General features: G+C 59.5%; 9 protein-coding genes and 1 tRNA gene. All 10 read left to right on the top strand.

Going from position 1 to position 13,636, the window contains the following annotated elements; translation table 11 throughout:
• The first annotated feature begins 43 nt into the window (after positions 1–43).
• The gene (gene tuf / locus C2L66_RS15060) at positions 44–1,234 is read left to right on the top strand and encodes an elongation factor Tu (RefSeq protein WP_028371383.1); all 1,191 of its coding nucleotides are present in this window, start codon (positions 44–46) and stop codon (positions 1,232–1,234) included.
• Positions 1,235–1,295: 61 nt separating this feature from the next.
• Positions 1,296–1,371: transfer RNA gene (locus C2L66_RS15055), tRNA-Trp, on the top strand.
• Between the two features lie 35 nt (positions 1,372–1,406).
• The gene (gene secE / locus C2L66_RS15050) at positions 1,407–1,787 is read left to right on the top strand and encodes a preprotein translocase subunit SecE (protein ID WP_054929172.1); all 381 of its coding nucleotides are present in this window, start codon (positions 1,407–1,409) and stop codon (positions 1,785–1,787) included.
• Between the two features lies 1 nt (position 1,788).
• A complete protein-coding gene (nusG, locus tag C2L66_RS15045) occupies positions 1,789–2,346 on the top strand; it encodes a transcription termination/antitermination protein NusG (protein ID WP_007578364.1) in 558 nt (185 codons plus the stop codon).
• A 150-nt stretch (positions 2,347–2,496) separates the two neighbouring features.
• Entirely contained in the window at positions 2,497–2,928 is a 432-nt protein-coding gene (rplK, locus tag C2L66_RS15040) for a 50S ribosomal protein L11 (RefSeq protein WP_007578363.1), read from the top strand.
• Entirely contained in the window at positions 2,929–3,627 is a 699-nt protein-coding gene (gene rplA / locus C2L66_RS15035; protein ID WP_007578362.1) for a 50S ribosomal protein L1, read from the top strand. It abuts the gene before it with no gap.
• 268 nt (positions 3,628–3,895) lie between these two features.
• Positions 3,896–4,426 carry a 50S ribosomal protein L10 gene (rplJ, locus tag C2L66_RS15030; RefSeq protein ID WP_176054979.1) on the top strand — a complete coding sequence of 177 codons (531 nt, stop codon included), beginning with the start codon at positions 3,896–3,898 and terminating at the stop codon, positions 4,424–4,426.
• Positions 4,427–4,501: 75 nt separating this feature from the next.
• On the top strand, positions 4,502–4,879 hold the full coding sequence (gene rplL / locus C2L66_RS15025; RefSeq protein ID WP_035988792.1) for a 50S ribosomal protein L7/L12: 378 nt from the start codon (positions 4,502–4,504) through the stop codon (positions 4,877–4,879).
• 369 nt (positions 4,880–5,248) lie between these two features.
• Positions 5,249–9,355, top strand: coding sequence for a DNA-directed RNA polymerase subunit beta (rpoB, locus tag C2L66_RS15020; protein WP_054929171.1), 4,107 nt, complete (start codon positions 5,249–5,251; stop codon positions 9,353–9,355).
• A gap of 21 nt (positions 9,356–9,376) precedes the next feature.
• Positions 9,377–13,618: a DNA-directed RNA polymerase subunit beta' gene (gene rpoC, locus C2L66_RS15015; protein ID WP_054929170.1), complete on the top strand. Its 4,242-nt coding sequence runs from the start codon at positions 9,377–9,379 to the stop codon at positions 13,616–13,618.
• Positions 13,619–13,636: the final 18 nt, after the last annotated feature.

The raw sequence follows: 13,636 nt of genomic DNA, 5'->3' as shown, positions 1-13,636 counted from the left end.
GCGCCCGGCGCAACGTACGGAAAAATCCTCTTAGGAGTCGAAAATGGCCAAAGGTAAGTTTGAGCGGACCAAGCCGCACGTGAACGTCGGCACGATCGGTCACGTTGACCACGGCAAGACCACGCTGACGGCAGCGATCACGACGGTGCTGACCGCGAAGTTCGGCGGCGAAGCAAAGGCCTACGACCAGATCGACGCAGCGCCGGAAGAAAAGGCGCGCGGTATCACGATCAACACGGCACACGTCGAGTACGAAACGGCGAACCGCCACTACGCGCACGTCGACTGCCCGGGCCACGCTGACTATGTGAAGAACATGATCACGGGCGCAGCGCAGATGGACGGCGCAATTCTGGTGTGCTCGGCTGCTGACGGCCCGATGCCGCAAACGCGTGAGCACATCCTGCTGGCGCGTCAGGTCGGTGTGCCGTACATCATCGTGTTCCTGAACAAGTGCGACATGGTGGACGACGCCGAGCTGCTCGAGCTGGTCGAAATGGAAGTGCGCGAACTTCTGTCGAAGTACGACTTCCCGGGCGACGACACGCCGATCATCAAGGGTTCGGCGAAGCTGGCGCTCGAAGGCGACAAGGGCGAGCTGGGCGAAGTGGCGATCATGAACCTGGCCGACGCCCTGGACACGTACATCCCGACGCCGGAGCGCGCGGTTGACGGCGCGTTCCTGATGCCGGTGGAAGACGTGTTCTCGATCTCGGGTCGTGGCACGGTGGTGACGGGTCGCGTCGAGCGCGGCATCGTCAAGGTCGGCGAAGAAATCGAAATCGTCGGTATCAAGCCGACGGTGAAGACGACCTGCACGGGCGTGGAAATGTTCCGCAAGCTGCTCGACCAGGGGCAGGCAGGCGACAACGTCGGTATCCTGCTGCGCGGCACGAAGCGTGAAGACGTGGAGCGTGGCCAGGTGCTGGCCAAGCCGGGTTCGATCACGCCGCACACGCACTTCACGGCTGAAGTGTACGTGCTGAGCAAGGACGAAGGCGGCCGTCACACGCCGTTCTTCAACAACTACCGTCCGCAGTTCTACTTCCGTACGACGGACGTGACGGGCTCGATCGAACTGCCGAAGGACAAGGAAATGGTGATGCCGGGCGACAACGTGTCGATCACGGTGAAGCTGATCGCTCCGATCGCCATGGAAGAAGGTCTGCGCTTCGCAATCCGCGAAGGTGGCCGTACCGTCGGCGCAGGTGTCGTTGCTAAGATCATCGAGTAAGCCAGCCAGTTCTCGTTGATCGGTTGTTTCGGGTTGGCGATGCCGCCGACCCCAATGGTTTAGGGGTATAGCTCAACTGGCAGAGCGTCGGTCTCCAAAACCGAAGGTTGGGGGTTCGATTCCCTCTGCCCCTGCCAACTCTCGCGTCATGTGTGGCGCTCGTTAAGGTGTTATGGCGAATCCTTCCGTCGAAACTGTTAATACTTCCAGCGACAAGCTGATGCTCGTCGCTGGCGTATTGTTGGTCTTGGCCGGGTTCGTGGGGTTCTTCTGGCTGAATGGCCAAGAGTGGTACGTCCGCGGAGCGGCTTTGGCTGTCGGACTGATCGCAGGCGTCGCAGTCGGTCTTCTCTCAGCGCCCGGCAAAGGTTTTATCGCGTTCGCCAAAGATTCGTACAAAGAAGTCCGCAAGGTTGTCTGGCCGACCCGCAAGGAAGCAAGCCAGACAACTTTGGTGGTTTTCGGGTTTGTACTGGTCATGGCGGTGTTCCTCTGGATTTGCGATAAATCCATCGAGTGGACAATTTTCTCGGCGATTCTGGGTTGGAAATGATATGAGTGATATTCCGGCATCCCCGAGCGGAAAACGTTGGTACGTAGTGCACGCCTACTCCGGTATGGAGAAGAGCGTGCAACGTGCGCTTCAAGAGCGCATTGAACGTGCTGGCATGCAGGACAAGTTTGGACAGATTCTCGTCCCGACCGAAGAAGTCGTCGAGGTGAAGGGTGGTCACAAGTCGGTGACCGAGCGTCGCTTCTTTCCGGGCTATGTGCTCGTCGAAATGGAAATGACTGACGAGACGTGGCACCTCGTGAAAAACACGGCAAAGGTGACGGGTTTCGTGGGCGGCGCGCGCAACCGTCCGAGCCCGATTTCCCCGCGGGAAGTCGAGAAAATCATGTCCCAGATGCAGGAAGGCGTCGAGAAGCCGCGCCCGAAAACCCTGTTCGAAGTGGGCGAGATGGTTCGGGTGAAGGATGGCCCATTTACCGACTTCAACGGCAGCGTCGAGGAAGTGAACTACGAAAAGTCGCGTGTCCGAGTATCTGTCACGATTTTCGGTCGTGCGACTCCAGTAGAACTGGAATTCGGTCAGGTCGAAAAGCTGTGAGTCAGGTTTCGCGGATCGCGCCGGATGGCGCGGTCCGTCTTTCGCGCTTACGGTCCGCGTAATGGCCGTTGAGGAGCGTCGATAGTCGAAGTTCGACGAGGGCGCGCTACTACTCACTGAACGCACTTGCGTTCCAAAGAGGTTTTCAACATGGCAAAGAAAATCATCGGCTTTATCAAGCTGCAGATTCCTGCAGGTAAAGCCAATCCGTCGCCGCCGGTTGGTCCGGCACTGGGTCAACGCGGCCTGAACATCATGGAGTTCTGCAAGGCGTTCAACGCGCAGACCCAAGCGATGGAGCCGGGTCTGCCGATTCCGGTCGTCATCACCGCGTTCGCAGACAAGAGCTTCACGTTCGTTCTGAAGACGCCGCCGGCTACGGTTCTGATCAAGAAGGCAGCGAAGCTCGACAAGGGTTCGAGCAAGCCGCACACCGACAAGGTCGGTAAGATCACGCGCGCTCAAGCTGAAGAAATCGCAAAGACCAAGATGCCGGATCTTACGGCTGCTGATCTGGACGCAGCGGTTCGTACGATCGCTGGTAGCGCCCGCTCGATGGGCATCACCGTGGAGGGCGTGTAAATGGCTAAGCTTTCGAAGCGTCTGCAAGCATTTGCAAACAAGGTTGATCGTCAAAAGCTGTACGCGATCGATGAGGCTCTGTCGCTCGTGAAGGAGTGCGCAAGCGCGAAGTTCGACGAATCGATCGACGTCGCAGTGCAACTCGGCATCGACGCAAAGAAGTCGGACCAGGTTGTTCGCGGTTCGGTCGTTCTGCCGGCTGGTACCGGTAAGTCGGTCCGTGTTGCTGTGTTCGCGCAAGGTGAAAAGGCCGAGCAGGCTCGTGCAGCGGGCGCTGAAATCGTCGGTATGGAAGACCTGGCTGAGCAAGTGAAGGCCGGTAACCTGAATTTCGACGTCGTGATCGCTTCGCCGGACACGATGCGTGTGGTCGGTACGCTGGGTCAGATCCTCGGCCCGCGCGGCCTGATGCCGAACCCGAAGGTCGGCACGGTCACGCCGGACGTCGCGACCGCGGTCAAGAACGCGAAGGCCGGTCAGGTTCAGTTCCGTGTCGACAAAGCCGGTATCATCCACGCAACGATCGGTCGCGCATCGTTCGAGCCGACGGCTCTGCGTTCGAACCTGAGCGCGCTGGTCGAAGCGCTGCAAAAGGCGAAGCCGGCGACGAGCAAGGGCGTATACCTGCGCAAGATCGCATTGTCGAGCACCATGGGTGTTGGCGTGCGTGTTGATCAGGCAACGCTGGCAGCACAGTAAAGTTTTAACCGCTTCGGTCGAAAGGCTGGGGCGATTTAAGGGCTTTGGGCGGTCGCGAGGTTGCAATCTGAATCTGGCGACCGGTTGTCAAAGACCGTTGGTGGAGGCGCAGCAGTTGGGAGCTTCCTTAATTCAAGCCAACGCAGATGGCGAACCCGAAAAAGTTTTGAAGTGGTGAAGCCGTTTGATTTGCACAGCCATGTGGAAATCGAGCGGTCGAAGTACTCCTGACTGGTCGGACGCCGTTGTTGAACGCGATGCGCGAGGCATGTGCCAAGCGCATCGAATCTGGAGGTTAACCGTGCCACTTAACAAAGAAAGTAAGCAGGCCGTCGTAGCTGAGGTTTCCGCGCAAGTCGCGAAAGCCCAGACGGTGGTTCTGGCTGAGTATCGTGGGATCACGGTTGGCGATCTGACCAAGCTGCGCGCGAAAGCGCGCGAGCAACAGGTGTATCTGCGCGTGTTGAAGAACACGCTGGCGCGTCGCGCTGTCGAAGGTACCCCGTTTGCTCCGCTGGCTGAGCAGATGACTGGTCCGCTGATCTACGGCATCTCGGAAGATGCAATTGCTGCTGCGAAGGTCGTTAATGACTTCAGCAAGAGCAATGACAAGTTGGTCATCAAGGCCGGTTCCTACGAAGGCAAAGTGATGGACAAGGCGGGCGTGCAAGCGCTGGCCAACATCCCGAGCCGCGAGGAACTGCTCTCCAAGCTGTTGTTCGTTATGCAAGCTCCTGTTTCTGGCTTTGCGCGTGCTCTGGCCGCGCTGGCAGAAAAGAAGGAAAGCGAAGCTGCGTAAGCAGTGCATCGACGCACTTCAGTCGAGCGTAATTGATCGCTGGCTGTATCCGAATTCAATTTAGGAGTATTTCAAATGGCAATCGCAAAAGAAGACATCCTCGAAGCCGTAGGCGCGATGTCGGTTCTGGAACTGAACGAACTGGTCAAGGCATTCGAAGAAAAGTTTGGCGTGTCGGCTGCTGCTGTTGCAGTTGCTGGCCCGGCAGGCGCTGGCGGCGGCGCTGCTGCTGCTGAAGAGCAAACCGAGTTCACGGTTATCCTGACCGAAACGGGCGCAAACAAGGTTTCCGTGATTAAGGCAGTTCGCGAACTGACGGGCCTGGGCCTGAAGGAAGCGAAGGACCTGGTCGACGGTGCACCGAAGCCTGTTAAGGAAGCGGTACCGAAGGCTGCTGCTGAAGAAGCCAAGAAGAAGCTGGAAGAAGCCGGCGCGAAGGCTGAAATCAAGTAAGTTTCGGCGCGCTGTGCGAAGGCTGGCGGTTTTCCACCGCCGGCCTTTTTGTGCTTTGTGGGAACGACGTTTTTGCTCTCAAGTTTCGGCAAAAACGTAATCCCAGAAGCCAAAGAAAATCGCCGTTCGGGAAGTTCGACTGGCGTTTCTCTTTGTCTTCTGAAGCGACTGCAGAAGGCAAGTTTGGTCGGGTAGCGGGCAACACAGGCATCCGCTGCCGTCAGCCAGCGGTTGGTAGCGGCCAACCACCAAGCTTCTAGGCTCGTTCAAGCCATCGGACGGCCAACGGGTCTCAGTCGGTGAACACTCGGGTTGTCACATCAAGGTATCCCGCCTCGACAACAATGCCCGCCGTGATTCGGAGATCGTATGCAATATTCCTTCACCGAGAAGAAGCGTATTCGCAAGAGTTTCGCGAAGCGCCCCATCGTTCACCAAGTACCTTTCCTGCTGGCTACCCAGCTTGAATCATTCAGCACGTTTCTGCAAGCGGAAGTGCCCACAGTGCAGCGCAAACCGGAAGGTCTGCAAGCTGCGTTCACGTCAGTTTTCCCCATTGTTTCGCATAACGGGTTTGCTCGTCTAGAGTTCGTCAGCTACATGCTGTCGCCGCCGGCATTCAACATCAAGGAATGTCAGCAGCGCGGTCTGACTTACTGTTCGGCGCTGCGTGCCAAGGTGCGTCTGGTGCTGCTCGACAAGGAATCGCCGAGCAAGCCTGTCGTCAAGGAAGTGAAGGAACAGGAAGTGTACATGGGCGAAATTCCGCTCATGACGCCGACTGGCTCGTTCGTCATCAACGGCACGGAACGCGTGATCGTGTCGCAGTTGCACCGTTCGCCTGGCGTGTTCTTCGAACACGACAAGGGCAAGACGCACAGCTCCGGCAAGCTGCTGTTCTCGGCACGGATCATTCCTTACCGTGGCTCGTGGCTCGACTTCGAATTCGATCCGAAGGACGTGCTGTACTTCCGCGTCGACCGTCGTCGCAAGATGCCTGTCACGATCCTGCTGAAGGCAATCGGCCTGACGCCGGAACAGATCCTCGCGAACTTCTTCGTGTTCGATAACTTCACGCTGATGCCGGAAGGCGCGCAGATGGAGTTCGTGCCGGAGCGTCTGCGCGGTGAAGTCGCGCGCTTCGACATTACGGATCGCGACGGCAAGGTCATCGTCCAGAAGGACAAGCGTATCAACGCGAAGCACATTCGCGACCTCGAAAACGCGAAGACCAAGTACATTTCGGTCCCCGAAGACTACCTGCTCGGCCGCGTGCTCGCGAAGAACGTGGTTGATGGCGACACGGGCGAAGTGATCGCAAACGCGAACGACGAAGTCACCGAAAGCGTGCTCGAAAAGCTGCGCGAAGCGAAGATCAAGGACATCCAGACGCTCTACACGAACGATCTGGATCAAGGTCCGTACATCTCGTCGACGCTGCGTATCGACGAAACGGCCGACAAGATGGCCGCGCGCATCGCAATCTACCGCATGATGCGTCCGGGCGAACCGCCGACGGAAGAAGCCGTCGAGGCGCTGTTCAACCGTCTGTTCTACAGCGAAGAAGCGTACGACCTGTCGAAGGTGGGTCGTATGAAGTTCAACCGCCGCGTCGGCCGTGACGAAATCGTCGGCCCGATGACGCTGCAGGACGACGACATCCTCGCGACCATCAAGATCCTGGTCGAACTGCGTAACGGCAAGGGCGAAGTGGACGATATCGACCACTTGGGCAATCGTCGTGTGCGTTGCGTCGGCGAACTGGCGGAAAACCAGTTCCGCGCGGGTCTCGTGCGTGTCGAACGTGCAGTGAAGGAACGCCTCGGCCAGGCCGAAAGCGAAAACCTGATGCCGCACGACCTGATCAACTCGAAGCCGATTTCGTCGGCAATTCGCGAGTTCTTCGGTTCGTCGCAGCTGTCGCAGTTCATGGACCAGACCAATCCGCTGTCGGAAATCACCCACAAGCGCCGTGTTTCGGCACTTGGCCCGGGTGGTCTGACGCGCGAGCGCGCTGGCTTTGAAGTCCGCGACGTGCACCCGACCCACTATGGCCGTGTGTGCCCGATTGAAACGCCGGAAGGTCCGAACATCGGCCTGATCAACTCGCTGGCGCTGTACGCGCACCTGAACGAATACGGCTTCCTCGAAACGCCGTATCGCAAGGTGACGGACAGCAAGGTCACGGATCAGATCGACTATCTGTCGGCAATCGAAGAAGGCCGTTACGTGATCGCTCAGGCGAACGCGGCCGTGGCGGAAGATGGCACGCTGACCGACGAACTCGTGTCGTCGCGTGAAGCGGGCGAAACGCTGATGGTCACGCCGGACCGCATCCAGTACATGGACGTGGCGCCGTCGCAGATCGTGTCGGTGGCCGCATCGCTGATTCCGTTCCTCGAGCACGACGACGCGAACCGTGCATTGATGGGCTCGAACATGCAGCGTCAGGCTGTGCCGTGTCTGCGTCCGGAGAAGCCGGTCGTCGGTACGGGTATCGAGCGCACGGTGGCTGTCGACTCGGGCACGACCGTGCAGGCGCTGCGTGGTGGTGTGGTCGACTACGTCGATGCAGGCCGTATCGTGATTCGTGTGAACGATGATGAAGCGGTGGCTGGCGACGTCGGCGTCGACATCTACAACCTGATCAAGTACACGCGTTCGAACCAGAACACGAACATCAACCAGCGTCCGATCGCGAAGGTCGGCGACAAGGTTGCGCGCGGCGACGTGCTGGCTGACGGCGCTTCGACGGACCTCGGTGAACTGGCGCTTGGCCAGAACATGCTGGTCGCGTTCATGCCGTGGAACGGCTACAACTTCGAAGACTCGATCCTGATCTCGGAGAAGGTCGTTGCGGACGATCGCTACACGTCGATCCACATCGAAGAATTGAACGTCGTTGCTCGCGACACGAAGCTCGGACCGGAAGAAATCACGCGCGATATTTCGAATCTCGCTGAAGTGCAGCTTGGCCGTCTCGACGAGTCGGGCATCGTGTACATCGGCGCGGAAGTCGAAGCAGGCGACGTGCTGGTCGGCAAGGTCACGCCGAAGGGCGAAACCCAGCTGACGCCGGAAGAAAAGCTGCTGCGCGCGATCTTCGGTGAGAAGGCGTCGGACGTGAAGGACACGTCGCTGCGCGTGCCGTCGGGCATGAGCGGCACGGTTATCGACGTGCAGGTGTTCACGCGTGAAGGCATCCAGCGCGACAAGCGTGCGCAACAGATCATCGACGATGAACTGAAGCGCTATCGCCTGGACCTGAATGACCAGTTGCGTATCGTGGAAGGCGACGCGTTCCAGCGTCTTGCACGTATGCTCGAAGGCAAGGTGGCGAACGGCGGTCCGAAGAAGCTCGCGAAGGGCACGAAGATCGAACGCGCTTACCTGGAAGATCTGGATCACTACCACTGGTTCGACATCCGCCTCGCGGACGAAGAAGCAGCGGCACAGCTCGAAGCGATCAAGGATTCGATCGAACAGAAGCGTCACCAGTTCGACCTCGCTTTCGAAGAGAAGCGCAAGAAGCTCACGCAAGGCGACGAACTGCCGCCGGGCGTGCTGAAGATGGTCAAGGTCTACCTGGCTGTGAAGCGCCGCCTGCAACCTGGCGACAAGATGGCAGGCCGTCACGGTAACAAGGGTGTCGTGTCGAAGATCGTTCCGATCGAAGACATGCCGTACATGGCCGATGGCCGTCCGGCTGACGTCGTGCTGAACCCGCTGGGCGTTCCGTCGCGGATGAACGTGGGTCAGGTTCTCGAAGTGCATCTGGGTTGGGCCGCGAAGGGTCTGGGCTGGCGTATCGGCGAAATGCTGCAGCGTCAGGCGAAGATCGAAGAAGTTCGCAAGTTCCTGACCAAGATCTACAACGAGTCGGGCCGTGCGGAAGAGCTGGAAAGCTTCTCCGACGACGAAATCCTCGAACTCGCGAAGAACCTGCGCGAAGGCGTGCCGTTCGCAACGCCGGTGTTCGACGGTGCGACGGAAGAGGAAATGTCCAGCATGCTGGATCTCGCCTACCCGGACGACATCGCGCAGAACCTCGGCATGACGAAGTCGAAGAACCAGGTGCGTCTGTTTGACGGCCGCACGGGTGAAGCCTTCGAACGTACGGTGACGGTTGGCTACATGCACTACCTGAAGCTGCACCACCTGGTCGACGACAAGATGCACGCGCGTTCGACGGGTCCGTACTCGCTGGTCACGCAGCAGCCGCTGGGTGGTAAGGCGCAGTTCGGTGGTCAGCGCTTCGGTGAAATGGAAGTGTGGGCGCTCGAAGCCTACGGCGCATCGTATGTGCTGCAGGAAATGTTGACGGTCAAGTCGGACGACGTGACGGGCCGGACCAAGGTTTACGAGAACCTGGTGAAGGGCGATCACGTGATCGACGCGGGCATGCCGGAATCCTTCAACGTGCTGGTGAAGGAAATCCGCTCGCTCGGTATCGACATCGACCTCGACCGCAACTAATCGGACTACGGAGAGAAAGCAATGAAAGCTCTGCTCGATCTATTCAAGCAAGTCCAACAGGAAGAAGTTTTTGACGCGATCAAGATCGGTCTGGCCTCGCCGGACAAGATCCGTTCGTGGTCGTTCGGTGAAGTCAAGAAGCCGGAAACCATCAACTACCGCACCTTCAAGCCGGAGCGGGATGGTCTGTTCTGCGCGAAGATTTTCGGTCCGATCAAGGACTACGAATGCCTTTGCGGCAAGTACAAGCGCCTGAAGCACCGTGGCGTGATCTGCGAGAAGTGCGGCGTTGAAGTGACGCTCGCGAAGGTGCGTCGCGAACGCATGGGCCACATCGAACTGGCCTCGCCTGTCGCGCACATCTGGTTCCTGAAGTCGCTGCCGTCGCGTCTGGGCATGGTGCTCGACATGACGCTGCGCGACATCGAGCGCGTGCTGTACTTCGAAGCATATGTGGTGATCGATCCGGGCATGACGCCGCTGAAGGCGCGTCAGATCATGACGGAAGAGGATTACTACAATAAGGTCGAAGAGTACGGTGACGAATTCCGCGCTGAAATGGGCGCGGAAGGCGTGCGCGAACTGCTGCGCGCGATCAACATCGACGAGCAGGTCGAAACGCTGCGCTCGGAGCTGAAGAACACGGGTTCGGAAGCGAAGATCAAGAAGTACGCGAAGCGCCTGAAGGTGCTCGAGGCCTTCCAGCGTTCGGGCATCAAGCCCGAGTGGATGATTCTCGAAGTGCTGCCGGTGCTGCCGCCCGAACTGCGTCCGCTGGTTCCGCTGGACGGCGGCCGTTTTGCGACGTCGGACCTGAACGACCTGTATCGCCGCGTGATCAACCGTAACAACCGGTTGAAGCGTCTGCTCGAACTGAAGGCGCCTGAAATCATCGTTCGCAACGAAAAGCGGATGCTGCAGGAAGCCGTCGATTCGCTGCTCGACAACGGTCGTCGCGGCAAGGCGATGACGGGCGCAAACAAGCGTCCGCTGAAGTCGCTCGCCGACATGATCAAGGGTAAGGGCGGTCGCTTCCGTCAGAACCTGCTGGGCAAGCGCGTCGACTACTCGGGCCGTTCGGTCATCGTGGTTGGCCCGACGCTGAAGCTGCATCAGTGCGGTCTGCCGAAGCTGATGGCGCTCGAACTGTTCAAGCCGTTCATCTTCAACAAGCTGGAAGTGATGGGTGTTGCTACCACCATCAAGGCTGCGAAGAAGGAAGTCGAGAACCAGACGCCGGTGGTGTGGGACATTCTCGAAGAAGTCATTCGCGAACATCCGGTGATGCTGAACCGCGCGCCGACGCTGCACCGTCTTGGCATTCAGGCTTTCGAGCCGGTGCTGATCGAAGGTAAGGCTATCCAGCTGCACCCGCTCGTTTGCGCGGCGTTCAACGCCGACTTCGACGGTGACCAGATGGCTGTTCACGTTCCGCTGTCGCTCGAAGCGCAGATGGAAGCGCGCACGCTGATGCTGGCGTCGAACAACGTGCTGTTCCCGGCCAACGGCGATCCGTCGATCGTGCCGTCGCAGGATATCGTGCTCGGCCTGTACTACGCGACGCGCGAAGCGATCAACGGCAAGGGCGAAGGCCTGACGTTTACGGGCGTGTCGGAAGCGCTGCGCGCGTACGAGAACAAGGAAGTCGAACTGGCCTCGCGCGTCAACGTGCGGATCACCGAAATGGTCCATAACGAAGACAAGTCGGAAGGTGCGCCGGCATTCGTGCCGAAGGTCACGCTGTACGCGACGACCGTCGGCCGTTCGATCCTGTCGGAAATTCTGCCGCCGGGCCTGCCGTTCTCGGTGCTGAACAAGCCGCTGAAGAAGAAGGAAATCTCGCGTCTGATCAACACTGCATTCCGCAAGTGCGGTCTGCGTGAAACGGTGATTTTCGCCGACCAGTTGATGCAGTCGGGCTTCCGCCTGGCCACGCGCGCCGGTATCTCGATCTGCGTCGACGACATGCTCGTGCCGCCGCAGAAGGAGACTATCGTCGGCGACGCCGCGAAGAAGGTGAAGGAATACGACCGTCAGTACATGTCGGGTCTCGTCACCTCGCAGGAACGCTACAACAACGTGGTCGACATCTGGTCGGCAACGTCGGAAGCGGTCGGCAAGGCGATGATGGAGCAACTGTCGACGGAACCGGTCGTAGACCGCGACGGCAACCAGACGCGTCAGGAGTCGTTCAACTCCATCTACATGATGGCCGACTCGGGTGCGCGTGGTTCGGCAGTTCAGATCCGTCAGCTCGCTGGTATGCGTGGCCTGATGGCGAAGCCGGACGGCTCGATCATCGAGACGCCGATTACGGCGAACTTCCGTGAAGGCCTGAACGTGTTGCAGTACTTCATCTCGACCCACGGTGCACGTAAGGGTCTGGCTGATACGGCACTGAAGACGGCAAACTCGGGTTACCTGACGCGTCGTCTCGTCGACGTGACGCAGGATCTCGTCGTGGTCGAAGACGATTGCGGTACGTCGAACGGCGTGGCAATGAAGGCGCTGGTCGAAGGCGGTGAAGTCGTCGAAGCACTGCGTGACCGTATTCTGGGCCGCGTTGCGGTGGCTGACGTCGTCAATCCGGAAACGCAGGAAACGCTGTTCGAATCGGGCACGCTGCTCGACGAAGACGCGGTCGAAGAAATCGAACGCCTGGGTATCGACGAAGTGCGCGTGCGCACGCCGCTGACTTGCGAAACGCGTTACGGTCTGTGCGCAGCCTGCTACGGCCGCGACCTGGGCCGCGGCTCGTCGGTCAACGTCGGCGAAGCAGTCGGCGTGATCGCTGCTCAGTCGATCGGTGAGCCGGGCACGCAGCTGACCATGCGTACGTTCCACATCGGTGGTGCGGCATCGCGTGCGGCAGTGGCGTCGTCGGTCGAAGCGAAGTCGAACGGTACGGTGCGTTTCACGTCGACGATGCGTTACGTGACGAATGCGAAGGGCGAGCAGATCGTCATCTCGCGTTCGGGCGAAGCGATGATCACCGACGATCACGGCCGCGAGCGCGAGCGTCACAAGGTGCCGTACGGCGCGACGCTGCTGCAACTCGACGGCGCGCAGATCAAGGCGGGCACGCAACTGGCCACGTGGGATCCGCTGACGCGTCCGATCATCACCGAGTGGGGCGGTACGGTGAAGTTCGAAAACGTCGAGGAAGGCGTGACGGTCGCGAAGCAGATCGACGACGTGACGGGTCTGTCCACTCTCGTCGTGATCGACGTGAAGCGCCGCGGCTCGCAGGCTTCGAAGAGCGTGCGTCCGCAGGTGAAGCTGCTCGACGCGAACGGCGACGAAGTCAAGATCCCGAACTCGGAGCACTCGGTTCAGATCGGCTTCCAGGTCGGCGCACTGATCACCGTGAAGGATGGTCAGCAGGTTCAGGTGGGTGAAGTGCTCGCACGTATCCCGACCGAAGCGCAGAAGACGCGTGACATTACGGGTGGTCTGCCGCGTGTGGCGGAACTGTTCGAAGCACGTTCGCCGAAGGACGCAGGTATCCTGGCGGAAGTCACGGGTACGACGTCGTTCGGTAAGGACACGAAGGGCAAGCAGCGTCTCGTTATCACGGACCTCGAAGGCAATCAGCACGAGTTCCTGATCGCGAAGGAAAAGCAGGTTCTGGTGCACGATGGTCAAGTCGTCAACAAGGGCGAAATGATCGTCGACGGGCCGGCCGATCCGCACGACATCCTGCGTTTGCAGGGTATCGAAGCGCTGTCGCGTTACATCGTGGACGAAGTGCAGGACGTGTACCGTCTGCAGGGCGTGAAGATCAACGACAAGCACATCGAGGTGATCGTCCGTCAGATGCTGCGTCGCGTGCAGATCACTGACAACGGCGATACGCGCTTCATCCCGGGTGAGCAGGTCGAGCGGTCGGACATGCTGGACGAAAACGATCGCATGATCGCGGAAGACAAGCGTCCGGCAACGTACGAGAACATCCTGCTGGGTATCACGAAGGCGTCGCTGTCGACCGACTCGTTCATCTCCGCGGCATCGTTCCAGGAAACGACCCGCGTGCTGACGGAAGCGGCGATCATGGGCAAGCGCGACGATCTGCGTGGCCTGAAGGAAAACGTGATCGTCGGTCGTCTGATTCCGGCCGGTACGGGTCTCGCGTTCCACAAGGCACGCAAGACCAAGGAAATGGCGGATCGCGAACGTTTCGACCAGATCGCAGCAGAAGAGGCCTTCGAGTTCGGTACGCCGGAAACCCCGGCCGCCGAGCAAACGCCGCACACCAACGAATAAGCCGGCAGGCGGCTTATG

Origin of the sequence: Paraburkholderia caribensis (assembly GCF_002902945.1) — a bacterium.
In the GTDB taxonomy this organism is placed as follows: domain Bacteria; phylum Pseudomonadota; class Gammaproteobacteria; order Burkholderiales; family Burkholderiaceae; genus Paraburkholderia; species Paraburkholderia caribensis.
The sequence above is the reverse complement of the archived record's forward strand: the minus strand, read 5'-3'. Positions and strand labels throughout refer to the sequence as shown.